Here is a 26,382-nt window from a genome sequence, read left to right on the forward strand (position 1 = left end):
GCGATGTTTGATCACATCCGTGCCGACCTCGCGATCATCCGCGAGCGCGATCCTGCTGCCCGAGGCTGGCTGGAAATTGTGTGCTGCTACCCCGGCTTTCAGGCGATCAGCCTGCACCGGATCAGCCATCGCCTTTGGACCTGCCGCCTGCCCCTGAAGCTGGCGGCCCGCTGCCTCAGCCAGATCGGTCGTGCCCTCACCGGCATCGAGATCCACCCCGGCGCACGCATCGGCCACAGCGTGTTCATCGACCATGGCATGGGAGTAGTGATCGGCGAAACCGCGGAAATCGGCAACCGTTGTCTGCTTTATCAAGGCGTCACCCTGGGGGGAACAGGCAAGGAACACGGCAAGCGCCACCCCACCCTGGCGGAAAACGTTGTAGTGGGAGCCGGAGCGAAAGTGCTGGGCGCGATCACAATCGGCACCAACACCCGCATCGGCGCCGGCTCAGTAGTGGTGCGTGATGTGGATGAGAACTGCACCGTTGTGGGCATCCCCGGCCGGGTGATCCATCAGAGCGGCGTGCGGATCAACCCCCTAGCCCACTCGGCGCTGCCGGACGCCGAAGCCAACGTGATACGCAACCTGATGGAGCGGATCGATCAGCTCGAAAGCACGGTCAGCAATCTCAAACGCTGCCTGCAGGAGGTGGCTGCTGGGCGCCAGCTGCTGGATGAATGCACCGGTGCCGCTCAGAATCTCAAAGACCGGGAAATCCTTGAATTCCTCGGAGAAGAGACCAGTGATCGTTGACCACGATCTGAAGCTGGTGGTTCTGCACATTCCCAAGTGTGCCGGCACCGCACTTCGGAGGGCCTTTCTCGAGGACGGCGTTGACCGGCGAATGGAGAGCTGGTTCGACTTCAGCTACGACCCGGTGCTGAAACGCCAAGTGGACCTAGCCCATCGCCCCTTGATGGATCTGCGCCACACCCGACTGTGGCGCTGGCTGCGCCGATACCAGGTGATTGCCTGCATCCGTCATCCCTACGACCGCCTGGCCTCCGCCTGTCGGGAACACCTGCGACAGAAAAGCCGCTCAACCGAAGTGCAGGTCCGCAACCAGCCACCCAATGATGAACAACTTCTGGATTATCTGCGGCGACTGCCGGCTGCGATGGATGCCCATGACCTGCGCTGGGTGCATGGCTTTCCGATCCACTGGTTCACCCACTTCGGCAAACGCCCGATGGTGGATCAACTGATCCGCTGCGAAAAGTTCAGCAGCGATCTCGAGCAGATGGGGGAGACCCTCGAATTACCCAAGAGCCTGCGGGATCGCCTGATTGCCGTGGGAGAAGGTGCAGGGCGCCGGGAGGCAGCGGACATGACAACGATCCGCAACCATCCCGATCTGCAAGCCCTTGCCAATCAGCTGCACCGCGAGGACTTCCCTTGCTTTGAGTATGAGCAGAACAAAGCAGAGTTCTGCGACCCGGAACTGAAACAACTGATCGAAACCTGTCTCTGCATCGGCCCCTCCCATGACCTGCCGCTGACCAACCTCACGCCGGAAATGCACTGGTATTACGGACGTGTCAGCCAACGGCCGGAGCTTCGGCTCCAGCCCAAACGAACAAAGAGGGCCGCAAAATGATGCTGGTGCTCACACTGCTCTGCCGGGATGAAGCCGACATCCTTGAGAGCATGTTGAGCTTCCATCTGGCCCAGGGGGTGGACCGGATCATCGCCACCGACAACGGCTCGGTGGACGGCAGCCTAGAGATTCTGCAGCTATTCGAACGTCGCGGTCAGCTGACGCTGCTGCAGGAAGCAGAACAGACCCATGATCAAGCCGTATGGGTGACCCGGATGGCGCGCATGGCGACAGCCATGGGGGCGGACTGGGTGATCAACAGCGATGCGGATGAGTTCTGGTGGCCGCAGCAGGGAAATCTGAAATCCAGCCTGACCCAGCTCTCCGAAAGCGTTGAAGGCATCTTGGTGGAACGCACCAACTTTCTGCCGCCACCGCGAAAGAGCAACGATCAGCGCCCCTTTTATCAGCGACAGACCCTGCGCGAACGGGTCTCACGCAACAGCCTTGGCGCGGCCTTACCCCCCAAGTTGATTCATCGCGCCCATCCGGGCGTGGAGATCACGGACGGAAACCATGGGGCTAGCGTGGATGGAAAGCCCATCGCAGCGGTCAAAGACGCCTCAATCGAGATCCTTCACGTTCCCATCCGCAGCTACACACAACTCGAACTCAAAATCCGTCAGGGAACGGAAGCCTTACAACGCAACAAACGGGTTGATCCAGGCGTCGGTGACAGCTGGCGAAAGATCTACGCCAATCACCTCAGCCAGGGGAGCCTGCCGAGCTATTACGACAGCCTCCGGCCCAACCCTGCCGCAATCGCAGCGCAAGTTGTTCGCGGTGAGCTGATCGACGACCGGCGGCTGCAGAAAGCACTCGGCAATTCTTTGCCCCGGGTGGCAGTAATCACGCCTTATTACAAGGAGCCGCTGGCCCAGCTGCGCCAATGCCATGACAGCGTGCTGGCCCAGAGCGAGCCCTGCCTGCACGTGCTCGTAGCCGATGGACACCCTCGCCGACGAATCAACCATTGGCGTGCCGAACACGTACGCCTACCGCGCAGCCATGGCGACATCGGATCGACACCGCGCTTGATCGGCAGTTATCACGCGATCGGCCTGGGAGTGGATGCCGTGGCCTTCCTCGATGCCGACAACTGGTACGGGCCCGACCACATCTCCAGCCTGCTGAAAGCGATGGACGAGCACCGGGCTGACTTCATTTCATCCAGCCGGACCCTCTGCCGCCTGGACGGATCGGTGATGGGACCCTGCCCGCTGACAAACCCAGATCGCTTTATCGATACCAACGCCATGCTTGTTGGCCGAAACGCCTTCCCACTACTGCACCATTGGGTGCTGATGCCTCCCTACGGCCACCTGATCGGTGATCGGGTGATGCTGCACCACGTGCGCCAGTCCGGCCTGCGCCACCATCACCTGGATCTGCCGTCGGTGTTCTACCGCTGTGCCAAAGCGGGGCTCTACCGCCAGATGGGAGAAGCGATCCCCGAAGGCGTCCAACCGCGGCCGGATTACGAGGCCTCCTTCCGCCAATGGGAGGCGGATGGTCAGCCCCCACTGAGATAGAGCGATTCGGTCTGCTGCCGCCTGGACCAGTGCCGGTCACCGGGCAGAACCTCACTGCTGGAGCCGATCTGCAGTTGAGCCTGCACATCCTGTTCCTGCAGCACCTGCAAGCCGGCCTCCGGCGCACCGGCCGCCAGCAGATCGCGCAGCAGACCAGGGCCGAAGTCGCGGTACACCCGTTCACCCCGCCGGGACAGCAAGGCTGACGCCATGCGATTCCAGGCCGCCGCCAGCAGGGGATGGCCTGGAGCGGCGGCATGGATGAAACCGTTCCACACCTTTGGATGCTGCTGGTGGGCACGGCGCAGCAACACCAGGGGCTGACGCTGGTTTAACCAAGCATCTAGTGGTTGCCGGCAGGTGGTGGCGGCATCGATCCAAACGCCACCGCGCGCATTCAGCATCGCAATGCGGAACACATCGGCCTGCATCGCCGGTAAGCGGATGTCCAGAAAGGCCTCCTCCAGCGCCGGGCCGTAGGTGGAACCGATGAAGCGGGAGGCCGAGATGCGGTCGTAACGCTGATAACGCCAGCTGGGGTGCAACTGCTTCCAGCGCTCCATCCGCTCCAGGAGCACAGCAGGCGGAACAGGCTGATCCCAGTACTGGATCAACTGGGGCTCAGTCCTGGGCGTGAGCTCGTAGCCAAAACGCTGGAAGTCCGCGGCGTAAAACTGCTCCGCCAGCTGGATCGACTGCAGATCCCAGGGCCCATCCGCCAGAGGCGTGCTGGCGTTGTGCTGCTCCGCCACCACGCCAGTTGGATCGAGCTTCAACAGCTGCATCCAACGCTGGAGATCCTGCTGAAACCTTTCCTGCCGGCCACAGAACACCAGATCAGCCAAAGGATTGGGCAACTGATCGAGCCAATGGCAAGCCGGCTGAAAATGGGGAATGCGTTCGGCGATCTGCGGCAGCCGCTGGCAGCACTCAGCCAGGGTCGGCGCCTGCTGCTGCAAATACCGCTGGTGCGCCGCGTCATGCGGAAACACCCCCTTGCGGCGCTGATTCAGGCCACCACCGAGAAAGTAGCGATAGCAGCTGCTTAGGCGCCTCAGGGGGTGGCGCATCATCACCAGCGCTTGGTCGTAATGGCCAAGGCAGCCTGGTTCCAGCGGACGCAGCTCCACCCGCTGGCCATCGCAGAAGCGCAGCAGGGTGCCGTTGTGCACGCAATCAAAGGTCGAGAGGGCTTGCGTCGCCTTGAACAATCGGCGCAGGCTCGTACCGCCTGTTTTAGCAATATGAACTAACAGCAACCGGGTCATTAAACAGGAATCACTGCTGTGGAGCTGCGGGCTGGAACATAAACATCGAATAGATCACATTACGGCGCATGTTGGTCATCATCTCCAGGAACATGTCGTAGCCCTCGTTCTTGTATTCGATCAGGGGATCCTTCTGGCCGTAACCGCGCAGGCCCACCGATTCGCGCAGGGCATCCATCGCCTGGAGGTGCTCCCGCCAAAGGGTGTCGATCTGCTGAAGGATGAAGAAACGCTCGGCCTCCCGCATCAGCCCCGGGCGTTGCTGTTCGATCTGGCCCTCCTTTAGGTCGTAGGCGTTGCGCAATTGCTCCTGCAGGAAGGCCTTGAGTTCCTCCATTCCGAGGCCCTGCACCTGATCGGGGGTGAGATCCTCCAGGAGGTAGATGAATTCCTTCACCTTGCCCACCAGCTGGTCAAGATCCCATTCCTCCGGCGGCAGGTCGGGATTCACATAGGCCTCCACGATTTCGCCCATGGTGCGTTCGCCGTAGCCAATCACCTGCTTCTTGAGGGCGCGGCCATCGAGCACCCGCCGGCGTTCGGAATACACGGCCCGGCGTTGGTTGTTCATCACCTCGTCGTACTCGAACACCTGCTTGCGGATGTCGTAGTAGTAGGTCTCGACCTTCTTCTGCGCCCCCTCCAGCGAGCGGGTGAGCATGCCCGATTCGATCGGCATGTCTTCCTCCACGCGGAAGGCATTCATCAAGCCAGCGACACGGTCACCCCCGAAGATCCGCAGCAGGTTGTCTCCCAGGGAGAGGAAAAAGCGGGTGGAACCGGGGTCGCCCTGACGGCCAGCCCGGCCGCGCAGCTGGTTGTCGACCCGGCGGGATTCATGGCGTTCCGTGCCGATCACGTGCAGGCCGCCGGCTTCCCGCACCCTGGCCTCCTCCTGCTTTACCACCGCGTCGTATTCCCCCTTCACCTGCGCGATCGCCTCCCGCAGGGCCTGGATCTGCGGATCGTCGGTGGGAGCTTTCTCGGCGGCAGTGGCAATGCGCTCCTCGAGCTCAATCACGCTGAGGGCGCGGTCGCCCCAGGCCTTGACCAGATCACGGGCCAGCTGGCCGAGGGCCTGATCGGTGTCGTCGGTGAGCGGGCAGGGGTAGAGGCTTTCACCGCTGCGGGGCGGCGTCGGTGCTGCGGCATCGGCGAACCCATCCGCGTTCGTGCGTTGCAAGGGCACCGGTGATTTGTGGTCGTCCTCCGGTTTCACCAGACGGCCCAGCAGCACTTCCCGCAACTTCAAACGGGCCATGTAATCGCTGTTGCCGCCGAGGATGATGTCGGTGCCCCGGCCCGCCATGTTGGTGGCGATGGTCACGGCACCGGCGCGGCCGGCCTGGGCCACGATTTCCGATTCCCGCTCAACATTCTCCGGCTTGGCATTCAACAGGTTGTGGGGGATCTCCTGTTCGGCCAGCAGGGAACTCAGCAATTCGCTCTTCTCCACTGAGGTGGTGCCCACCAGCACCGGTCGTCCGTTCTTGTGGATGTCGGCGGTTTCGTTGGCCACAGCCCGCCACTTGGCGGTTTCGGTTTTGTAAACCTGATCGGCCCAGTCCTGCCGTGCCCGCACCCGATTGGTGGGAACAATCGTGGTTTCGAGTTTGTAGGTCTTCTCGAATTCCACCTCTTCCGTTTTGGCTGTGCCGGTCATGCCGGCCAAACGGGGATACAGCAAGAAAAAATTCTGATAGGTGATCGAAGCAAGGGTCTGGGTTTCCGGCTGGATCGCCAGAGATTCCTTGGCCTCGATCGCCTGGTGCTGACCGTCGCTCCAACGACGCCCCGGCATCACCCGGCCGGTGAATTCATCAACGATCACCGCTTCACCGTCGCGAACGATGTAGTTCACATCCTTGACGAACAGCTCCTTCGCCTTAAGGGCGTTGGTGATGTAGTGAGCCCAGGGGTCCTGGGGGTTGAACAGGTCCGCCACGCCAAGCATCTTCTCGGCCTTGGCGAAGCCTTCATCTGTGAGGGTGCAGCTGCGCTGCTTTTCATCCACCTCGTAGTCGCCTTCAGGGTCGATGCCGTCCTTGCCCAGCTCCGCAGCACGGGCCAGGGCATTGACCATCTCAGCGGCCTGTTGGTACTTCTCTTGGGGCCGTTCGACCTGGCCGGAAATAATCAGGGGGGTGCGGGCCTCATCGATCAGGATCGAATCCACCTCATCGATCACGCAGTACTGAAACTGCCGCTGCACCACCTCCGAGATGTCGGCGGCCATGTTGTCGCGCAAATAATCGAAGCCCAGCTCCGAGTTGGTGGCGTAGGTGATATCGCAGTTGTAGTTGCGGCTGCGCTCCTCGGGACGCATGTCCTGCTGGATCAAGCCCACCGACAAGCCCAGAAAGCGATGCACCTGGCCCATCCACTCGGCATCGCGGCGCGCCAGGTAATCGTTCACTGTCACCACGTGTACCCCCCGGCCGGTGAGGGCATTGAGGTAACTAGGCAGGGTGGCCACAAGCGTCTTGCCCTCGCCGGTCTTCATCTCAGCGATCTGACCCTCGTGCAGCACCATTCCACCAATCAGCTGCACATCGAAGTGGCGCATGCCGAGCACCCGTTTGCCGGCTTCCCGAACTACAGCAAAGGCCTCGGGCAGGATCTCATCGAGGATCGGACGCTGGTTCTCGAGGCTTCCAGCGTTGGCCAAACGCTCCTGAAATCCGGCTGTTTTGCCCCGCAGCTCATCGTCTGAGAGAGGAGCAATCTCCTCTTCCAAAAGATTGATGTCGGACACGATCGGCTGGTAGCGCTTCAGCTTGCGGGCATTGGGATCACCCAGCAGGAGCTTGAGCATGGTGACAGCGACTACCAATTTACTGACAGAAGCCTACTGAGGATGCGCTGGTCCACTGAGGCTATCGATGCCTAAACGACGACTGGATCGCATGAAACTCGGCATCCAAGGGAAGAGCTGTTATCCGACGCCAGCAGAATGAATCCGGTCCTTCGCTCTCCGGTCGGCAAGTGCCTTGCACAACTGCTTCGAGCGTGCGCGAACACACGGCTTTAGATGGAATTGTCCCTAACCACGGGCTGCCCCCGCACCCTCAGCAGCAGAGGAACGGTGAGGGTCGCGGCATGACTGATGCCGTGCTCCCAGAGCCCATCTTCACCCCAGCAGTCGCCATGGTCTGCGCAAATCAAAATCGTACTTCTGCTGAAACGGGCCAAAAGCCCCGCCAATTGTTGATCCACCCACTCCAAACAAGCCAGCTGTCGCCTGGCGCTTTCAACAGCATCACAAGCCTCCCCACCGAATGCAACGCAGGGACTGGGCCGTTGGGGCCAGGGCGCACCTTCGTACCAGTACGGAACGTGGGTCTCTCCCACATTGAGAAAAAGAAAGACCGGCTGCCCGGTGGGTGTGCGCGACAACTCTGCTTCGATCCACGCAAGCTGGCGAGCAAGGCTCCAAGTGTTACCAGCAAATTGGAACCTGTCGAAAGGCTGCCCCAACACGGCACCGGTGGGGGTGGCTGGGTTGAACCATTCCACAGCCCCACTGCCGATGGTGCGATATCCACGGTGGCGAAAGCCCTCGATCAAATTGGCGCCTTGCAGCTCAAATCCATTCCGATCAGATCCTCCATGCCCGGCGAACGCCATGCGGAAGAGCTTGCCTGCCTTCGGATTGATCAGAGGCTGATCACTCTCAGCCACACCAGGCGTGAACCCCATCCAAAACGCCGCATGGCTGCCGTAGGTGAAGTGACTGGGAGCTTGAGCCCGGTGCAAGGGAGCCACAGCCTGGAGATTGGGGATAACGTCCGCCGAGCTAGCCGCAGCAAACGTGTCATACCTACAGGAATCCAAGCTGATGAACAGCACTGAATCACAACCCATCGGAGTGCTGACCATGTGCGAATCCGTTGCCGGCGGCCCACTAATTATCGGGAACCCGCCCTTACCAATCTCAGCTCTGCAAGTAAGTTGGTGTGCCTTCAAGCCCACGGACCTACCGATCTGTGCCCGAGACTGCAACCTCCTCACAGATTCTGAGCGCGATTGACGAAACAACGCTCTCGCTACTGCGTCGGCACGCACTACTTCGCAACCTGATCAGCGCCGAAGTCAAGGAATCATTGGTCGATCCTGACCCCTTGGATCCCGATACCCTCAAAGCAGCTGTTGGGAATTACCGCAAGCGCAACAACCTTGTAACTCCCGATCAGCTGAAGACGCACTTGCGTCGACAAAACTGGTGCCAAGCAGACCTGCACTGGTACGCCAGCCTTCCCGAAAAGATTCGTCGCAGCAGCCGGCAGCGGTACCAGTCAAAAGCTGAAATGCACTACCTCACCCGGAAGGAGCAGTTCGATCAGGTCACCTACAGCCAATTGAGTGTCCCAAATTCATTCTTGGCCCAGGAGCTCTTCCTCCGCCTCAAAGAGGCGGAATCAACCTTTGCTGAGTTGGCCGCTCAGTTGAAAAAGGGTGGAACAGAAAAAGTGCAAGGACGCTTCGGACCTATTCCTATCTCTAGGGTGCCTGCCGCTTTGGCTAAACCACTCCGCAGTTGTTCCCCCGGAACACTGCTCGAACCCGTGCAGGTAGATAACAGCTGGTTGATTGCGCGTTTGGAGAAGTTTCAGCCCACCAAATTTGATGACGCAATGGAACAGCGAATGTGCTCCGAACTGTTTCAGCAGGAAGTGGATCGCATTGTGGACAAGCGATTGGCATCCCTCAAGACGGCATTGACGGAAAGCAGCGGACAGCCCGACCCAACATGACCAGCAGCACAGCCATGACAGATTCTTCAAATTCTCTTCCATCCGTTCTGATCTCCCTCAAAGGAGACCCATCACGGCATCGCCGCTTCAAGCCCGGGCAGCCTCTGACTACCGACACGGCTCTACCAAACCAGGTGCTGTTAATTCTTGAGGGCCAAGCGCGTCTGCTGACTCGGGAACGCGATCAGCCGGCCACATTGCGCAAACTCAGCACCGGCGACGTGGTGGGCCTGGCCTCTCTCATTTCGGCTGCACCCTGTGAAACGGTGCATGCCAGCACCAACCTCAAGGCCGCAATTCTGCCTGACCAGGAACTGGTGAAGTTGCTTGATAACACACCTGAATTCTTGGAATGGAGCCTGAACCAACTCTGGGATGCCGAACTGGCCCGGTTGCTCAAGCCACTTCGAGACAGCTCTGCCGAAGATTTGCCCACGCTGGCAAGCCAACTCGATTCCGTACGCGATCAGGCCAGGCTGCTCTCACAGGACCCTGTGACTGTTCAGCAGGCTCTAGAAGAGAATCAACGAGTGTTTGTGGCCTCCGCCAACAGCGATTTGCCGCTGGGCCAGGAGATCACAGACGGCAACCAGATCAGCCTTGAGATCCGACCTCCCTTGCCGCTTCGGTTGATCGCTTTGCCAGCGGCGGCGGTTGATGCACTACTCACCCCGGCTGCACATCTCGAGTCGTCTAAGAGCACCTCCCTCGGTACAGCCAAAAGCCACATCCCGGAGTCATCAGCTCTGGCGGTCATAGAACCAGCGCAAGCGGGCCTACCCCTCGCCACAACCGCCGGCTTCGGCCAGAAAGATCCCCGTGCTGGTCTGCAGCTGATACGCGCTGAGGGAGAAGCCGAGGAGTTGATGGCCTGCATGCAGATGCTGGCCCAGCTGATGGGGCTGAAGCTGAGGCGCGATGCGATTGAAAGGGTGCTGAATGATGCCGTCACTCGCGGCCAGGGCATCAATCTCCAACTGATTGGCCAGCTGTCCACGATGTTGGGTCTGCATGCCGTCGGTGGCCGCATGCAGCCAGATCAGGCCCAGCAGCTGCAGACACCCTCAATTGTGCGGATTGGAACCAGCACCGCTCTGGCTATCGCGAGCAATGAAGCCGGACTGCTGCTGGCTTCACCAAGCCAAGGCTGGCGTGAAGTGAGCGTGGAAGAGCTAGCTGAACTGGCGCCAGAGGGATTTGATGTAGCTCTTGTAGAACGCACTAGCGCCACCCAGGAACAACGATTCGGTCCGAGTTGGTTCTTGCCGGCGATTAAGCGCCACCGCAGTGCACTGATTCAAGTACTCGCGGCATCGTTTGTCGTGCAGCTTTTCACTCTGGCCAACCCATTGCTGATCCAAGTGATCATCGACAAGGTGATCAGCCAGCGCAGCCTCGACACCCTTCAGGTTCTGGGCATGGCCCTAATCGCCGTGACCCTGTTTGAAGGGGTGCTCAATTCCCTCAAGACCTTCCTGTTCCAGCAGACCACCAACCGCATCGATATGCGACTGGGCTCAGAAGTGATCGACCACCTGCTGCGCCTGCCGCTGGGCTACTTCGATCGCAGACCCGTCGGAGAACTTTCCACACGCATAGGTGAGCTGGAAAAAATCCGGAACTTCCTCACCGGACAGGCTCTCACGACTGTTCTTGACGGCGCCTTCTCAGTGATCTACATCGGGGTGATGTGCCTTTACAGCTGGCAATTAACAATAGTGGCATTGCTGGTGGTGCCGATCCAGATCACATTCACGATTCTTGGAGCGCCTCTTTTCCGCAAACAATTCAGAAATGCAGCCAAAGAAAACGCTAAAACACAAAGTCACCTTGTCGAAGTTCTCACCGGGATCCAAACGGTGAAAGCCCAGAACGTTGAAATGGTGAGTCGATGGAAATGGCAGGAGTACTACAACCGCTACATCGCAAGGAGCTTCGAAAAAACCATTACCGGAACCACGCTGAATCAGATCAGCACGGTGCTGCAGAAGATTTCACAGCTGCTAGTTCTCTGGATCGGGGCCTCAATGGTGCTTGGCGGTGAACTCAGTTTGGGACAGTTGATCGCCTTCAGGATCATTTCTGGGTACGTCACCCAGCCACTGCTGCGGCTCTCAGGGATCTGGCAACGAATCCAGGAACTAAGGGTGAGTTTTGAACGACTTGGCGATGTAGTGGACACACCGATGGAATCAGATGGTGTGGATCAAAGCAAGGTGGCTTTGCCTTCTGTTAAGGGACGGATCAAATTCGAAAATGTGAGTTTTTGCTTTGGGCCGAGCAAACCTGACGTACTCAGCCACGTGAATCTAGAGATTCAGCCGGGCAGCTTTGTAGCAATTGTGGGTCAAAGCGGCAGCGGTAAAAGCACATTGATGAAGCTACTTTCCCGCCTGTATAGCCCCCGCGAAGGTCGTGTACTGATCGACGGCTATGACATCGACAAGGTGGAACTTTATTCGCTCCGCCGTCAAATCGGAATCGTGCCTCAGGATCCATTGCTCTTCTCCGGAAGCGTTCAAGACAACATCGCACTGACATCACCTGATGCACGCAGTGAGGATGTGATATCAGCTGCTGAAGTGGCCTGCGCTCACGAATTCATTATGGAAATGCCTGATGGCTACAGCAGTGACGTGGGTGAACGAGGGGCAGGTTTAAGTGGTGGCCAACGTCAACGCGTAGCCATTGCACGCACCTTATTGAGCCGCCCAAAGTTGGTGATAATGGACGAAGCTACAAGTGCACTGGATTACGAGAACGAACGACGCATCAGCGAAAACCTCAGAATGAGCCTGCAGGACTGCACAGTCATGTACATCACACACCGCCTCAGCACCGTAAAACGTGCTGATCAAATCGTGATGATGCACCAAGGTGCTGTTGTAGAGCAGGGAACACACAAACAATTGATGGAAGCAAAAGGTCGTTACTACGCCCTGTATCGCCAACAAGAATCGGAATGAAAAACATCACACCAACCAGCTCTGAAAACAACCAAAGCTTCAAACCACTGGGGCGTGACACAACTCCGACGACAACTGAATTGCTAAAACCATCCAGATCATGGTTACAGGCAACCATCTGGACAATGTTGGCGACTGGAGTATTTGGCATCGCTTGGCTTGCCATTGCCAAGACAGATGAAGTTGTTGTGGCCACAGGAAAACTGGAACCACTGGCGTCAGTCAAGGATATTCAAATGCCCGCCGGTGGTGTAGTGAAGAATATCCTTGTGACGGAAGGACAAGAGGTGAAAGCTGGTGAGGTACTTCTGGAGCTGGACACAGAGGCAGATCTCGACCGACGCGTAAGTCTTGAAGAAACCATCGAACTCAAGCGAAAAGAACTAAGCTTGAAGCAAGAAGAACGCAAGCAATACCTCGATTTGAACAGCACTGAGCAGGAGGTTCTGAGGGAGAACCTAGTTCTGCAAAAGAATCTGATGGCTCGATACAGAAAACTATCCGAACAGGGGGCATCATCAGAAATTCAATTACTGCAACAGGTTGACCGAGTTCAGCAAGTGGAAGGCCAGTTGGAGAAAATCGAAGTTGAACGGGAGAGACAACTTGCACTAATCGACCAACAGCTACAAACCTTAAAAAGTGAGCTGTCTCGACTTAGAACCGACCACATAAGCCAAATAGTTAAATTACGGTATAAAGAAATTCGCTCACCAGTTAATGGTCTTGTTTTTGACATGAAGCCCACATCCAAGGGATTCGTTGCCAATGGCACTGAACCAGTCATGACGATCGTCCCGATCGACATTTTAGAAGCAAGAGTAGAAGTTCCAAGTAACAAGATCGGTTTTATTCATAACGGCCAGTCGACAGACCTGAGCATTGACTCGTATCGCGCAACTGATTTTGGCGTTTTAGAAGGAGTTGTACGCAAAATCGGATCCGACGCACTGGAACCCGACCCCTCAAAAGGGATCCCCGGCTATCGATTTCCGGTGGACATAAAGCTGAAAAGTCAATCGCTTGTGCTGAAAGATGGACAGTCTCTCCCTCTCCAGGTTGGCATGACCCTCACTGCGAATATCAAACTCCGCAAAGTGAGCTACCTGCAATTGCTGATAGGAGGGCTAAGAGACAAAAGCGAGTCACTCAGGGAGTTCTAGGGAAATTTGATTAGCAAGACTTCCTGCATTAAGAAGCCCAGCGAACAGAAAATTCGCAGCTCTTGCGTTAACTGCATAAGTTGCTAGACCACCATTACCGACACCAAACCTGTGCCATTGATGGTTCTGTCACCATCAGTGCATAGCCAGCTTGACCAAGCATTCTGAAACGATTAATCTTCCAAGGAAGCCTTATTAACGACCCTTGGCTACCATCCTGCTCAATGGCGTCGAGACCGACGCCACAACACTGACCGGTACAGATCTCGCCGACAAACTGACCGTCAGAGGCGGCGTGGACGGCCTGGAAGCTCGTCTTCTCGGTGCCGACGACCTGATTGAAGTCGAAGCCAATGGCGAAGACTCCAACGCAACCCTGCGTGGGGGCGAAGGTGATGACGTAATCAATGTCAGCGCCGATGGACCCGATGTAATTGAATTTGTTACGCCTCAGAACATCAGTGGCAGCTTGATTGGTTACGCCTCAGAACATCAGTGGCAGCTTGATTGGCGGCCCTGGTGATGACACCATCTCCATGGGCGATGGCCTCGCTGTTCTGACCGGCACAATCAAAGGCAACGAAGACGACGACACCATCACCCTTGCAAATGCAGATGGTGGTTTTGTTCAGGGCAACTCCGGTGATGACACCATCACCCTCGGTTTCGGCGATGGTTTCGGCACTGCAGCCGGATCTCGTGCTGCTGCATCCATCAATAACGCATCAATCAACGGTTCTGGTGGTGATGACACCATCAACATCACTTCTGATGTTGCGCTGACCGACAGCACCGTCCGCGGCAATGAAGGCGATGACACGATCACTGCTGAAGCTGGAGCTATTGCCAGCGGTTCTGTTGCCATCGAAGGCAACGCCGGTGATGACACCCTGAACGTTGCTGACATTGAGGGCGGTGCAACGATTCGCGGCGGAAGTGGCGATGACACACTTCGAGTTGGTAACGGTCAAGTTGTCTATGGCGGAAAGGGCGCCGACACCTTCAGCATCGAAGCTGCTGGTGGCGTCACCATCATGGATTACGACCGCCTGGATCTGACCTATGAAGAGTTCAAGCCAACCGGAGAGTATTACGGCGAATACGGCGAATGGAATGGCACCAAGGGCGAAGACGGTTTCTGTGATGACCAGATCCAGATTGATGGTCACAAGATCTTCCACACCACCTACAACTACGGTGTAAGTGTCGATAAATACACCAGCGCCAGCAGCTGGACCGGTGATGTCAAAGTAAAGGCTGTTCTTGATCAAACTGCACTCGATGCAGGCACAGCAACTGCTTCGATCATTGACACCAAGACACAAACGATCACAGCGATGGCTGTGGCCAACATCTACATCTCGCAAACCGAAACAGGATTCTTCACCCTTCCTGAGGTTCAGTATGCGCAAACTGGTGTAACTGAGGATGGATCTACGTTCCTCAACGGCCTGAGAAATCTCACCGGTTCGTCTAACAACAACACCTACGCTACCCCTGGCGATGCCATGCTTGGCAGGGGTGAAGGTCAAGGTTATGCAAAAGCCACTGGTTATTGGACAAGCAATCAAACCATATCGTCTGGATTGGCTCGCCAGATCCAAGGCCAGGTTCGTACGATCATTGCTCAGACCAACACTGCATTCCAGAAAGGTGATTTCAGCTTCCTGGGTCTGACGGATACCGCGAAAGTTGGCGTCACCTCCAAACAGGTGCTTGTCTACAACGACATCACCCAAGCCACTATCAAAAACCACTGGGCTTCCTACAACAAGGTCAAGTCTTCAGCGGATGCCAACCTGTATGACCAGAACTTTGGTACCGCAGCGTTTGACACCATTACCACCGGTAAGGTCTACCAGATCGTTCAAGATCTCGAAGACAAGACCTACAAGACAGAAACCCTCGGCACAGCTGCTGTTGGTGCAACAACCACGGTTTCTGTTGACCTGAAGCACACCTTCAAAGCTTGGAAGGTTAATTACAACGAAACTGGAACCGTCACCGGTGAAACCCAGAACGAAACCTTCACCTCCGAGAGTGGCGAATACACCAAGATCAGCATCGATTCAGGTGCGAAACTCTTCGCCCCTGTAGTCAAGACCACTTCTGAAGGAGGTACTACCTCTTTCTCAGCATCAAACCGATTCCAGACATCAAACGGTAAGGCTGCTTGGTTCACTGGACTCACCTCAACCAGCTTGGGCCAGTCGTATTACTCCGCTATTGTTACGCTCGGTAGCAACAGCACCACTGGTTACTTTACGGTCAGCGGCAGCAGCTGGTACGGCTACAGCTCCTCCTTCCTCTCCTCCACGAGCACCTCTGGCACACTCCTGACAGCTCAGGAACTGCTCTGGAGCACTGTTATGGCACGTGGTCTGTTCACTCTGACCACAACGGCTATCCTTCCCGCTTCAGCAGGAACATCCGAAGCCGGTCCATACGGGTCTAATAACAACTCTGACGGTGCTACGTACACCCTCATTCGCGGTGTAGATAACACTAACCGCACCGTCAACTTGTTTGACACTGGTTCCGGTAAACTCGGCATCAAGATTGCTGTTTCTGAAACAGAAACTGTTAAGGCAACTGAAGCCATTAGCAGCATTGTTGCGCGCACGACCATCACTGGCACGACGTTCGACATCAGCAAGCTTCTTCCCTTCCCGGGTACAGGGGAAGTTATTGATGGCATTGGTGACACCATCACCGGTGATGTCAATCAGAAGTACGTCTGGACTGGTTCTAACAACAACCTCCAGAGCAGGTTGGGGATTGGTTACGGTTACACAGAGCAGATCGGAGCTATTTATGCTCCCTACGGTGAATTCGGATACTGGGCAGAGAGCCATACCTTCCGAGCAGAAACACCTGATGGACGCACTGGCTTAAAAGCCACTAATTCCAGCTTCTGGTATTCAGGGTCTGGCTCGACACAGTTCTATGTGCCGATCTTCGAGAAGACGATCATCACGAGCAACTACGACACCCATAATGCTTCTGCGCTGACCGTCCTGAACTTCGGTACTACCTCTGAAGGTAATACCAATAATGGTTTCTTCTCAGCTAGCTCCTTCAACACCACAAACCTTGCTGCTGAAGGGTTCGGTCAAGGTGCGGTACGCAAGATCGCCGATATTGAGAGCATCGCAACCTCCGATGTCACCGCTGGTTACGTTCCATTCCGTGTCCTGTTCTTCGACAACGATGCAACTGACAACGGTCTGTACGTTTACTCCGGTGTCGCCGACTACAAGTCAGGCGAGCTGACTGCCATTAACACCAACCCAACTGCCTCCTCGGCAATCGGTGGTAAGCACACCATCGTCAAAGTGGATGATGGCAAAGGTCAACCCATCTCTCTGACGGACATCAACCTGGTCTGATCGACGATCCTTCCAGTGTTCAAGGCCCCGGGGTACTCCCCCGGGGCTTTTTTGTGTCTGTTTAGAGCCTGACCGACCAGTGCTGGACGTGGATGGACGACTCCCGTAAGGTATCAACGATTAAATTTCGAATCGCGAATATGGTCGTCGATATCAGCCGGCTAACCCAACAGCTCAAGCAAAACAACTTCAATGCAGTTTTGACGGCAGCGCAGTCCGTGCCGGAACAGAACAAAACAGACGATTTCAAACTTCTGGAACTGGTTGCGCGGGTCAAAACAGACCAATCCAGCCCGATGGTTCAGCACTACCTCAATGAATCCGCCGGCTGGTCCTTTGAGCATCCGGAACTGCTGCTACGAGAGCGTGCCTTTCTCGCTCTTCTGAACAATGAAGGGGCCCCAGCCATTCGGTTGTACAAGGAAATCGATCAAGCAGAGCTCACCGGTATTGATCTAAATCGACTCGGGACCGCCCATCTCTTGATCAGCGATTTTAATCAGGCACTCGCCTACTACGACCGCGCCATTGAACTGGAGCCGGATGAGCCCAGTCACCGCAACAACAAAGGTGGCGCACTCGCACGATTGCAACGCTTCGATCTAGCGCTTGATGTCTACGACGAATGCCTCGAGCTTGATCCTAAACACAGCACTGCCAAGGAGGCACGGCAGAAGCTGCTGATCAAGATGAATCAGTCAGAAGATCTGCTGGAGGATCTCAAACAGAAACTCGACGACGATCCCGAATCGCTCGAGAAACGCCTGGCCTATTTCAATGCCTTGGTTCAGTTCACCCAATACGGTGAAGCAATCAAAGTGATCCAGACGCAGCTCAAGCCTGTCGACGAACTGAAAACCATCCCACTACAGAATGACCCTGAGGATTACAAACTGGAGCAAGCACAAATCAACCTGCGTACAGCGCTATGTCAACTGTTTGAAAGCCGACAGATGTGGAACAAGGCGCTAGTTGTGACCAATCAGCTTCTGAAGATGTTTGAGGAAGCCCCCTATAACTTATTGTTCAGCAAGGCCGACATATTATCTGAAATTGGTCAGTACGACGCCGCCTCCAAAATCATCGATGAACTCGATGACAAAGTAAACGATAAAGAACGGATCAAACTGGCTCGAGCCTTATTGCTCTGTGAGCAAGGAAAGGAAACCGAAGCTCTTGAACTGTTCGAAAGTTTTGATAAAGGCAGTCGCTTTTACCGTCAAATCCTGCATAAAAAGGCAGACATCAAACTGACCCTTGGACGCATTGAAGACAGTCACGACGATCTGCTTGAACTGCTGGACACAAACATCATGGTGGCCGTTCAGCTAATCAATTCCAAGAACTACAAGCCCGATGATTCGATTCTTGAAAAGCTCAAGCTGATTGCCCGGAATCCGTTCACTGCAGAACAGCAACGCGAGAACCTCTGTTTTGCTCTGGGCCTCGCCTGCGACAAACGCAAGGAGTTCGCGGATGCTGCTGAATTCCTCCGCGAAGCAAATAGCCTGAACCGAAAGAAGATCAAATACAACCCAGAAGAATTCACCCAGCGCTGCAACCGCCATATTCGCTTCTATCAAACTGCACAGGGGCCCCAACGCGCCAAGCCACTAGCAGAAGCTACCCCCAACCCAATCTTCATTGTGGGCATGCCCCGCTCAGGTACCACACTCACGGAAACAATCATCGGCTCGCACTCTCTGGTAGCTCCTTGCGGCGAACTCTCGAGTATTCCCAAAATTTCACGCTTCATAAACCAGAACTACAAGAAATTGAAGCCCTACCCGGAATGTATCGATGCACTGACACCCAACATGCTGTCTGCCATGGCTGAGACCTACATCCGCAACCTACCGGAGGAAGGAGAAGGTGCGACCTACACAGCTGACAAACTTCCTCACAACTTCGTGAATGTGGGTTTGATTCATCGGATTTTCCCTGATGCACCGATTATTCACGTGATGAGGGATCCACGCGACAACGGACTCTCCAACTTCCAGCAAAATTTTGGGGCTAAGTACGGTGGCATGGGATTTGCTTTTGACCTCGAACATCTCGCCAACGAAATCAACAACTACTGGCGCTTGATGAAACACTGGCGAAAGATCGGGATACCCATGATTGAATTCTGGTACGAGGATCTTGTAGCTGAACAGGAAGTGATTTCCAAAGCACTAATTCAATACTGTGGCCTGGGGTGGGAAGACAACGTTCTGGACTTCCACAAACTTAAAAGGCGCGTCAAAACCGCCTCCGTCGGCCAAGTCCGCAACAAGATGTATAAGACATCAGCACAAAAGTGGCGCAATTACGAGGAACTTTTACAACCTATGATCGAGGCACTTGACACGTCTGTTGTTGAGTTCTACGAGCCGGGCGAACAATCCTCCTGAAGCTCAAAAGTCAACAGCCAAGAACATTTTAGGGCTCATACGCCGAATGTTCTTGGCTGCTCCAGGTCTAGTTGAGGGACTAAAACCCTATACATCCTGGAAACACTTTTACCTAAGCCTTAATGAACTGCAACAAATGGGCAGCTTTAATGTAAAAATCAAAAGCGGATGAAGAGATTCGAACTCTCGACCCTCTCCTTGGCAAGGAGATGCTCTACCACTGAGCTACATCCGCAAGTTGACCTCAGAACGTTGTCCTGAGGACCAATGGATCATGCACCACCAAGGGGCCCGTGGTCAATCCACCTCTGGCATAAAACCTAACCAAAACGTCGAAACCTGGTGCTTGATCAACTGACCTTCCGATAATGCGCCAAACCACGTCAGGATGGTTTCGTCGTTCCAGCTCAACATGCAGGTCTTCTTCATCGTCGGCGCCCAGAAATCCGGTAGCTCCTGGCTGCAGAAGAGCCTGAACAGTATCGAAGGGATCCACTGTCTCGGTGAAGGTCACTTCATCGACAAGCTGCTGATGCCCATGGCCCAAAGCCTGCATGAATACAACAAGATGATGCAGGTTGTGGAACAAAGGGTCTACGAAGGAAAAGGGTTTTATGGCCCCGTTCCGGATCAGGAATTCATGATGACCATGCGGAACTGGATTCTCAGCATGATGGTGCGCAATGCAAAGGTGCCCCAGAACAGCATCCTTGCTATCGGCGACAAGACTCCGGCCAACAGCTTCCACATCCCCACCCTGAAGAAGCTGTTTCCCCGCTGCCGCTTCATCCACCTGCTGAGGGACGGCAGAGATGTTGCCGTCTCTGCCTATCGCCATCGCAACCGAATCCAAGCAGAAACGGGCCAAACTGGAACTTCGCTTGATGATGCAGCACCACAGCTGTTGGCGACCTGGGCTGGATGCACCCGGGCCATCCGCAAGGCAGAGATGGCCGGGATCCCGATTCACACCATGCGCTACGAAGCGATGCTGGACAACAGCGCAGCGAGCCTCCGAGGCTGCGTGAATCACCTCCTGCCTCAAAACAGCATCAGTGATCAGCAGATCCTGGCGGCCATTGATGCGAACAGCTTCCAGGTGCTCAGTGGCGGCCGGGCGGCCGGGACCATCAACGAGAACTCCAACCTGCGCCGCGGCCAGGCCGGCAGTTGGAAGGATGAGTTCAGCCCAGCGGTTGCGGAACAATTCAATCCTGAAGACAGGGAGCTGCTGGAAAGCCTGGGCTACACGGCCTAACCCGTCATTTTCTGCCGCAGCTGCTTGACCCGATCCCGCAGGGTCGCCGCCTTCTCGAAATCAAGCTTCTTAGCCGCCTCCTTCATCTTTCCCTCCAGCTGATCAATCAACTCCGGCAGCGCCTCAAGCGCCAGCCCGGCATCGGGATCGTTCTCTAAGGCCTGGGCTGCTTTGCCCACCACCTCCACCAAATCGGCATCGGGCCCGTCCTGCTTCAGCTTTCGGCTCAGCTCCAGGAAGCTGAGGATCGAGTTACTGGCCTTCTTACCCGCCGCCGTGGGCACGATGCCGTTTTTCTCGTTGTGGGCCTGCTGGATCGCCCGGCGACGCTCGGTTTCGGAGATGGCCTTGGCCATCGAGTCGGTCATGTTGTCGGCGTAGAGCAGCGCCACCCCCTCCACGTGCCGGGCCGCCCGACCAATGGTCTGGATCAGGGAGCGCTCAGCCCGCAGGAAACCCTCCTTGTCGGCATCGAGGATTGCCACCAGGCTCACCTCAGGCAGGTCCAGACCCTCCCGCAGCAGGTTCACCCCCACCAACACGTCGTATGCCCCCAGGCGTAAATCTTGGATGATCTCGATCCGCTCGATCGAGTGAATCTCCGAATGCAGATACCGCACCCGCACCTCGTTCTCCGCCATGTAATCGGTGAGGTCTTCCGCCATGCGCTTGGTCAGCGTGGTGACCAGCACCCGCTGATTCTTGCTGGCCCGATCGCGGATCTCCCCCAAGAGATCGTCCACCTGACCGGCTGTGGGCCGCACCTCCACCACCGGGTCCAGCACCCCGGTGGGGCGGATCACCTGCTCAGCCACCTCGCCGCCGCTCACCTCCATCTCCCAGTTGCCAGGCGTGGCTGAGACGAACACCGTCTGCCGCGCCTTCTCCCAGAACTCTTCGCCTTTGAGGGGCCGGTTATCGGCGGCACTGGGCAGGCGGAAACCGTGCTCGATCAGCACCTTCTTGCGGGCCTGGTCACCGTTGTACATCGCCTGCAATTGCGAGCAGGTGACGTGGCTCTCATCCACGATCAGCAGCCAGTCGTCGGGGAAGTAATCGATCAGGCACTCCGGCGGCGTACCCTCCTCGCGACCAGCCAGGTGGCGGGCATAGTTCTCCACCCCGTTGCAGTAGCCCACCTGACCCAGCATCTCCAGGTCGTACTTGGTGCGCTGCTCTAGCCGCTGGGCCTCCAGCAACTTGCCTTCGCCGTTGAGCACATCCAACCGATCCCGCAGTTCCTGGCGGATCTCACGGATGGCGGTGTCGAGCCGATCTTTGGGGGTGACGAAGTGCTTGGCCGGGTAGATGTTCACTGCATCCATGCTCTGCAGGATCTCGCCGGTGGTGGGGTCGACGTAGCGAATTGCCTCCACCTCGTCGCCGAACAGCTCGATCCGCACCAGCCGATCTTCGTAGGCGGGGCCGATCTCCAACACATCCCCTTTCATCCGAAAACGACCGCGGGCGATTTCGGTGTCGTTTCGGCTGTACTGGTTGTTCACCAGCTCCCGCAGCTGGCCGCGGATGTTCAACGTCTCCCCCACCTCGAACTTCACCGCCGCCTTGAGGTATTCGCTGGGAATCCCCAAGCCGTAGATGCAGCTGATCGAGGCCACCACGATCACATCGCGGCGCTCAAACAACGACCGCGTCGCCGAGTGGCGCAGCATGTCGATCTCTTCGTTGATCGACGCCGTCTTGGCGATGTAGGTGTCGCTGACCGGTACGTAGGCCTCCGGCTGGTAGTAGTCGTAATAGGAGATGAAGTACTCAACGGCGTTCTCGGGGAAGAACTCCCGCAGCTCATTGCAGAGCTGGGCCGCCAGAGTTTTGTTGTGGGCCAACACCAAGGCCGGCCGGCCGGTCTGGGCGATGACATTGGCCATCGTGAACGTCTTGCCCGTGCCCGTCGCCCCCAGCAGGGTCTGATAGCGCTCACCACCGTTTACCCCCTTCACCAGCTGCTTGATCGCCGTCGGCTGGTCGCCTTTAGGGGTATAGGGCGCCGTGAGGTCGTAGGCGGGCATGGGTGCTGTGCCAAACGGCGGCCGTCAATTATCACCGGGGAGCAAGATGAAGTGCTGCGGCTCCCCGACCCGTGACCCCGATCCGGCTGGTTCACCATGCGCCCGGAGCCCCTGGCCTGCGCTGGATCGGCCTTGGGCCGGATCTTCGCCCCAGCCGAGCGCTGATCAAGCTGCAACGGCTGTTCGACCGCCATGCCTTCTGGGCGCGCGGCCGCAGCTTTTCCCAGTTGCGGCGGCTGCTAGCCGGTAGCGATGCCGTGGTGAGCCTTTGGCGCGGCAAGCGGCTGGTGGGCTTTGGCCGGGCCACCTCCGATGGCTTCAGCCGTGCCGTGCTCTGGGACATCGTGGTGGCCGGTGATCTCCAAGGCCATGGCCTGGGCCGCCGGGTGATCGAAGAACTCCTCCACACCCCGCCGGTGGTGGGCGTGGAGCGGGTGTATCTAATGACTACTAAAAGTGCCGGCTTTTACCGGCAACTGGGCTTCCAGGATGCGAACCCTCAACAACTGATGGTGCTGCGCCGCTGAGGCATCTCAATCCTGTCAGGCCCGGTACGATCCGGATTCGTCAGATCAGCCGATGCCCCGGTCCGCGTCCCAGCCCCCTGACGACGCCCTGCAGGGCAATCTGTTTGGGGCTCCCGAACCGGCCGCACCGGCTGCGCCCGCCAGCGAACCTGAGACGGCCAGCCACGATCTCAGCGACGACGAACTTGGGGCCGATGCCGCAGCCCGGCCCCGCCAACGCCAGGCCAACGCCAGCGACACTAGTGCTGACAGCCCAGGGGCCAGCGATCCCGAACCCAGCAACGACGAACCGGCCTGGGCCCACCACAGCCAACTGGATCCGCAGCAGCTCACGCCGATGCTGCGCCACTACGTGGAGCTCAAGGCCGCACATCCCGAGCGGGTACTGCTCTATCGATTAGGCGACTTCTTCGAATGCTTCTTCGAAGACGCGATCGAACTCTCCCGGGTGCTCGAACTCACCCTCACTGGGAAAGAGGGGGGCAAGGCGATCGGCCGGGTGCCGATGGCGGGCATCCCCCACCATGCCGCTGAGCGCTACTGCGCCGAACTGATTAAGCAGGGCTACAGCGTTGCCCTGTGCGATCAACTCGAAACCACCCCCACCAAGGGCGCCCTGCTCAAGCGGGACATCACCCGGGTACTGACCCCCGGCACCGTGCTTGAGGAGGGCATGCTCAGCGCCCGCCGCAACAACTGGCTGGCGGCGGTGGTGGTGGAGTCGGCCCAGGGCAAACAACCGCTGCGCTGGGGCCTGGCCAGCGCCGATGTGAGCACCGGCGAGGTGCAGGTGATGCAGCGGGAGGAAAGCAGCGCCCTGCACCAGCAATTGGCCCAGCAGGAGGCCTCCGAACTGCTCTGGGCCGCCGGCCACGACGCGGACAGGCCGGCCTGGTGCCCGGAACGGCTGCGGCTGACGCCGATGGCCAGCACCCCCTTCAGCCCCGCTGAAGCAGAGCGCACCCTGCAGCAGCACTACCGCCTCAGCAGCCTCGATGGCCTGGGTCTGCCGGAGCATCCCCTGGCACTACAGGCCCTTGGCGGCCTGCTGCGCTACCTGCAAAACACCCAGCCCCTGGAGGACGACAGCCGCATTCCCCTAGATGTGCCGGCGATCGTGCACCGCGGCGATGCCCTGGTGCTGGATGCCCAGACCCGCCGCAACCTGGAGCTCACCGCCACCCAGCGCGACAACCAACTGCAAGGATCGTTGCTCTGGGCCATCGATCGCACCCTCACCGCCATGGGCGGCCGTTGCCTGCGCCGCTGGCTGGAAGCACCCTTGATGGACCGCCTGGCCATTCAGCAGCGCCAGGATCTAGTCAGCAGCCTGGTAGGTGAACGCAGCCTGCGGCTGGCGATCCGCCAGCTGCTGCGCCCCATGGGAGACCTGGAACGGCTGGCCGGCCGGGCCGGCGCGGGCCATGCCGGTGCCCGCGATCTGGTGGCCATCGCCGATGGTCTGGAGCGGTTGCCCCAACTCACAGCACGGCTGGAGGCTGCCATCAGCGCGGGACCCGACTGGTTGCAGCACCTACTGACCCCCGATCCAGCCCTGGCCGAACTGGCCCAGACCATTCGCCACAACTTGGTGGAGGCACCACCCCTATCGCTCTCAGAAGGCGAGCTGATCCATGACGGGGTCGACCTTCTCCTGGATGGGCTACGCAACCAGCTGGATGATCAGGATGCCTGGCTCAACCATCAGGAGCAACAGGAGCGCCAGCGCAGTGGCATCAGCACCCTCAAGCTGCAGCACCACCGAACCTTTGGCTACTTCCTGGCGGTGAGCAAAGCCAAGGCCACCTCGGTGCCGGACCACTGGATCCGGCGCCAAACCCTGGCCAACGAGGAACGCTTCATCACCCCCGACCTCAAGGAACGAGAGGGCCGCATCTTCCAGCTGCGGGCCCGCGCCTGCCAGCGGGAATACGAGCTGTTCTGCCAATTGCGGGAGCAGGTGGGCGCCATGGCCGCCCCGATCCGCCAGGCGGCCCGCGCCGTTGCCGCCCTTGATGCCCTTACCGGCCTGGCCGATGTGGCCGCCAGTGGTGGCTACTGCGCCCCCAGCATCACCGACAGCCGTGGGCTGCAGCTGGAGGCCAGCCGCCATCCGGTGGTGGAGCAACGGCTGGTGGAAACCGCCTTCACCCCCAATGATGTGCAACTCGGTGATGGCACCGACCTGGTGGTGCTCACGGGCCCCAACGCCAGTGGCAAGAGCTGCTATTTGCGCCAGATCGGCCTGATCCAATTGATGGCCCAGATCGGCAGCTGGGTGCCGGCCCGATCCGCCAGCGTGGGCATCGCCGATCGGATCTTCACCCGGGTGGGTGCCGTGGATGATCTGGCCGCCGGCCAGTCCACCTTCATGGTGGAAATGGCCGAAACCGCCAACATCCTGCACCACGCCAGCGATCGTTCCCTGGTGCTCCTCGATGAAATCGGGCGGGGCACCGCCACCTTCGATGGCCTCTCGATCGCCTGGGCCGTGAGTGAGCACCTGGCCGGCGATCTTGGCAGCCGCACCGTGTTTGCCACCCACTATCACGAGCTCAACAACCTGGCCTCCGAGCGCGAGAACGTGGCCAACTTCCAGGTGCTGGTGGAGGAAACCGGCGACGACCTGGTGTTCCTCCACCAGGTGCAATCCGGCGGCGCCAGCCGCAGCTACGGCATCGAAGCGGCGCGGTTAGCCGGCGTGCCCAAGCCGGTGGTGCAACGGGCGCGCCAGGTGCTCGATCAGCTGGCGGCCTGAAGCATCAAGCCGAAGGCAACGCGCGCATCAGGCTGCCCATCTCCAGGGCCTCCAGCCCATAGCTCCAGCCCAGGTTGCTCTTGATGCCAGCCCGCTCCAGCGCCTGCTGCATCGTGTCGGTGGTCAACACACCAAAGATCACCGGCACGGACGTGTCGCGGGCCACCGCCGCAATGCCCTTGCTGGCTTCTGCAACCACCACATCGAAATGGGGCGTGTCGCCACGAATCACGGCACCCAGAGTGATCAGCACCTGGTACTGACCGGAGCGGGCCATCTGCTGGGCCACGATCGGCAGTTCAAATGAACCTGGCACCCAGGCCACATCGAGCTGTGAGCTCGTCTCCGACACATCCACCCCATGGCGCTTGAGGCAGTCGAGACAGCCGCTCAGCAGCTTGGCGGTGACGAGATCATTGAAACGAGCCACGACGATGCCGACGCGCAGCCCAGATGCGTCAGAAAAACGTCCTTCGAACGTGGCCATTGGGAAGGTGCCGACTGAATCTCAGCCATCGTGGCACCCGCCGGTTGCGGCTGATAGACGAAATCAGACGACGAAGAAGCTCACACCCCAGTTCAGCAACACCAGGGCGACCCAAACAGCACTGCCCAACAGGATCAGACGGTTGGAGCGGCCGCTGTCCTCACTGGAGGCGTACAGCACCGGCACCGCAACGATCAAGGCAAAAGACGCCACCACCAAGGCCAGAACGGTCAGCGTGTTGATGAACTGCATGG

Annotated in this window: 18 protein-coding genes and 1 tRNA gene; 12 read left to right on the forward strand and 7 right to left on the reverse strand. The window is 58.0% G+C overall.

Going from position 1 to position 26,382, the window contains the following annotated elements; translation table 11 throughout:
• The first annotated feature begins 3 nt into the window (after positions 1-3).
• Genes cysE through DXY30_RS09015 form a run of 3 tightly spaced genes read left to right on the forward strand, consistent with a single transcriptional unit; the run spans position 4 to position 3,132 of the window.
• Entirely contained in the window at positions 4-756 is a 753-nt protein-coding gene (gene cysE / locus DXY30_RS09005; protein WP_115094604.1) for a serine O-acetyltransferase, read from the forward strand.
• Positions 722-1,600, forward strand: coding sequence for a sulfotransferase family 2 domain-containing protein (locus tag DXY30_RS09010; protein ID WP_206749527.1), 879 nt, complete (start codon positions 722-724; stop codon positions 1,598-1,600). The genes cysE and DXY30_RS09010 overlap by 35 nt, the downstream gene beginning before the upstream one ends.
• The gene (locus DXY30_RS09015; protein ID WP_170951215.1) at positions 1,600-3,132 is read left to right on the forward strand and encodes a glycosyltransferase; all 1,533 of its coding nucleotides are present in this window, start codon (positions 1,600-1,602) and stop codon (positions 3,130-3,132) included. Before DXY30_RS09010 ends, DXY30_RS09015 begins: the two co-directional genes overlap by 1 nt.
• On the opposite strand, the gene DXY30_RS09020 is transcribed toward DXY30_RS09015, so the two are convergent.
• The 3 genes from DXY30_RS09020 to DXY30_RS09030 form a co-directional block, all read right to left on the reverse strand.
• Complete coding sequence (locus DXY30_RS09020; RefSeq protein WP_115094610.1) at positions 3,114-4,400, reverse strand: glycosyltransferase; 1,287 nt, start codon at positions 4,398-4,400, stop codon at positions 3,114-3,116. The two genes, DXY30_RS09015 and DXY30_RS09020, sit on opposite strands and share 19 nt — an antisense overlap.
• 10 nt (positions 4,401-4,410) lie before the next feature.
• Positions 4,411-7,215, reverse strand: coding sequence for a preprotein translocase subunit SecA (gene secA / locus DXY30_RS09025; protein WP_115094612.1), 2,805 nt, complete (start codon positions 7,213-7,215; stop codon positions 4,411-4,413).
• A 212-nt stretch (positions 7,216-7,427) separates the two neighbouring features.
• Positions 7,428-8,279 carry a sulfatase-like hydrolase/transferase gene (locus tag DXY30_RS09030; RefSeq protein ID WP_115094614.1) on the reverse strand — a complete coding sequence of 284 codons (852 nt, stop codon included), beginning with the start codon at positions 8,277-8,279 and terminating at the stop codon, positions 7,428-7,430.
• 242 nt (positions 8,280-8,521) lie between these two features.
• On the opposite strand from DXY30_RS09030, the gene DXY30_RS09035 reads away from it, so the two are divergent.
• From DXY30_RS09035 to DXY30_RS09060, 6 genes are all read left to right on the forward strand, one after another.
• A complete protein-coding gene (locus DXY30_RS09035; RefSeq protein WP_170951217.1) occupies positions 8,522-9,154 on the forward strand; it encodes a peptidyl-prolyl cis-trans isomerase in 633 nt (210 codons plus the stop codon).
• A gap of 14 nt (positions 9,155-9,168) precedes the next feature.
• Positions 9,169-12,120, forward strand: coding sequence for an ABC transporter transmembrane domain-containing protein (locus DXY30_RS09040; protein WP_244281346.1), 2,952 nt, complete (start codon positions 9,169-9,171; stop codon positions 12,118-12,120).
• Positions 12,117-13,283, forward strand: a complete 1,167-nt coding sequence (locus DXY30_RS09045) for an HlyD family efflux transporter periplasmic adaptor subunit (RefSeq protein WP_115094621.1) — start codon at positions 12,117-12,119, stop codon at positions 13,281-13,283. The genes DXY30_RS09040 and DXY30_RS09045 overlap by 4 nt, the downstream gene beginning before the upstream one ends.
• A gap of 205 nt (positions 13,284-13,488) precedes the next feature.
• The gene (locus DXY30_RS09050; RefSeq protein ID WP_115094623.1) at positions 13,489-13,806 is read left to right on the forward strand and encodes a hypothetical protein; all 318 of its coding nucleotides are present in this window, start codon (positions 13,489-13,491) and stop codon (positions 13,804-13,806) included.
• A 13-nt stretch (positions 13,807-13,819) separates the two neighbouring features.
• The gene (locus DXY30_RS09055; protein WP_206749528.1) at positions 13,820-16,672 is read left to right on the forward strand and encodes a hypothetical protein; all 2,853 of its coding nucleotides are present in this window, start codon (positions 13,820-13,822) and stop codon (positions 16,670-16,672) included.
• Between the two features lie 92 nt (positions 16,673-16,764).
• Positions 16,765-19,068, forward strand: a complete 2,304-nt coding sequence (locus DXY30_RS09060; protein WP_115094627.1) for a tetratricopeptide repeat-containing sulfotransferase family protein — start codon at positions 16,765-16,767, stop codon at positions 19,066-19,068.
• Positions 19,069-19,231: 163 nt separating this feature from the next.
• On the opposite strand, the gene DXY30_RS09065 is transcribed toward DXY30_RS09060, so the two are convergent.
• Positions 19,232-19,303 (reverse strand) — tRNA-Gly (locus tag DXY30_RS09065).
• A gap of 177 nt (positions 19,304-19,480) precedes the next feature.
• On the opposite strand from DXY30_RS09065, the gene DXY30_RS09070 reads away from it, so the two are divergent.
• The gene (locus DXY30_RS09070; RefSeq protein WP_206749529.1) at positions 19,481-20,326 is read left to right on the forward strand and encodes a sulfotransferase; all 846 of its coding nucleotides are present in this window, start codon (positions 19,481-19,483) and stop codon (positions 20,324-20,326) included.
• Here the strand turns inward: DXY30_RS09070 and uvrB are convergent.
• Positions 20,323-22,356, reverse strand: a complete 2,034-nt coding sequence (gene uvrB / locus DXY30_RS09075) for an excinuclease ABC subunit UvrB (protein ID WP_115094631.1) — start codon at positions 22,354-22,356, stop codon at positions 20,323-20,325. The two genes, DXY30_RS09070 and uvrB, sit on opposite strands and share 4 nt — an antisense overlap.
• A gap of 71 nt (positions 22,357-22,427) precedes the next feature.
• Between uvrB and DXY30_RS09080 the strand changes: the two genes are divergently transcribed.
• Positions 22,428-22,883: a GNAT family N-acetyltransferase gene (locus DXY30_RS09080; protein ID WP_115094633.1), complete on the forward strand. Its 456-nt coding sequence runs from the start codon at positions 22,428-22,430 to the stop codon at positions 22,881-22,883.
• Between the two features lie 52 nt (positions 22,884-22,935).
• Positions 22,936-25,641, forward strand: a complete 2,706-nt coding sequence (mutS, locus tag DXY30_RS09085; protein ID WP_115094635.1) for a DNA mismatch repair protein MutS — start codon at positions 22,936-22,938, stop codon at positions 25,639-25,641.
• A 4-nt stretch (positions 25,642-25,645) separates the two neighbouring features.
• Here mutS and ribH read toward each other — a convergent pair whose 3' ends face one another.
• Together ribH and psbZ are read right to left on the reverse strand one after the other, a co-directional pair.
• Positions 25,646-26,128: a 6,7-dimethyl-8-ribityllumazine synthase gene (gene ribH, locus DXY30_RS09090; RefSeq protein ID WP_115094637.1), complete on the reverse strand. Its 483-nt coding sequence runs from the start codon at positions 26,126-26,128 to the stop codon at positions 25,646-25,648.
• 63 nt (positions 26,129-26,191) lie between these two features.
• On the reverse strand, positions 26,192-26,380 hold the full coding sequence (gene psbZ, locus DXY30_RS09095; protein ID WP_006850156.1) for a photosystem II reaction center protein PsbZ: 189 nt from the start codon (positions 26,378-26,380) through the stop codon (positions 26,192-26,194).
• Positions 26,381-26,382 lie beyond the last annotated feature (2 nt).

It is taken from the genome of Synechococcus sp. UW106 (assembly GCF_900474015.1).
Lineage (GTDB): Bacteria > Cyanobacteriota > Cyanobacteriia > PCC-6307 > Cyanobiaceae > Parasynechococcus.

Excerpts from the sequence above, each read along its gene's own strand:
- uvrB (WP_115094631.1), bottom strand. The coding sequence starts at position 22,356 with ATGCCCGCCTACGACCTCACGGCGCCCTATACCCCTAAAGGCGACCAG.
- mutS (WP_115094635.1), top strand. The coding sequence starts at position 22,936 with ATGCCCCGGTCCGCGTCCCAGCCCCCTGACGACGCCCTGCAGGGCAAT.
- ribH (WP_115094637.1), bottom strand. The coding sequence starts at position 26,128 with ATGGCCACGTTCGAAGGACGTTTTTCTGACGCATCTGGGCTGCGCGTC.
- DXY30_RS09015 (WP_170951215.1), top strand. The coding sequence starts at position 1,600 with ATGCTGGTGCTCACACTGCTCTGCCGGGATGAAGCCGACATCCTTGAG.
- DXY30_RS09020 (WP_115094610.1), bottom strand. The coding sequence starts at position 4,400 with ATGACCCGGTTGCTGTTAGTTCATATTGCTAAAACAGGCGGTACGAGC.
- DXY30_RS09045 (WP_115094621.1), top strand. The coding sequence starts at position 12,117 with ATGAAAAACATCACACCAACCAGCTCTGAAAACAACCAAAGCTTCAAA.
- DXY30_RS09040 (WP_244281346.1), top strand. The coding sequence starts at position 9,169 with ATGACAGATTCTTCAAATTCTCTTCCATCCGTTCTGATCTCCCTCAAA.
- DXY30_RS09030 (WP_115094614.1), bottom strand. The coding sequence starts at position 8,279 with ATGGTCAGCACTCCGATGGGTTGTGATTCAGTGCTGTTCATCAGCTTG.
- cysE (WP_115094604.1), top strand. The coding sequence starts at position 4 with ATGTTTGATCACATCCGTGCCGACCTCGCGATCATCCGCGAGCGCGAT.
- secA (WP_115094612.1), bottom strand. The coding sequence starts at position 7,215 with ATGCTCAAGCTCCTGCTGGGTGATCCCAATGCCCGCAAGCTGAAGCGC.
- DXY30_RS09055 (WP_206749528.1), top strand. The coding sequence starts at position 13,820 with ATGGGCGATGGCCTCGCTGTTCTGACCGGCACAATCAAAGGCAACGAA.
- psbZ (WP_006850156.1), bottom strand. The coding sequence starts at position 26,380 with ATGCAGTTCATCAACACGCTGACCGTTCTGGCCTTGGTGGTGGCGTCT.
- DXY30_RS09060 (WP_115094627.1), top strand. The coding sequence starts at position 16,765 with ATGGACGACTCCCGTAAGGTATCAACGATTAAATTTCGAATCGCGAAT.
- DXY30_RS09070 (WP_206749529.1), top strand. The coding sequence starts at position 19,481 with ATGCAGGTCTTCTTCATCGTCGGCGCCCAGAAATCCGGTAGCTCCTGG.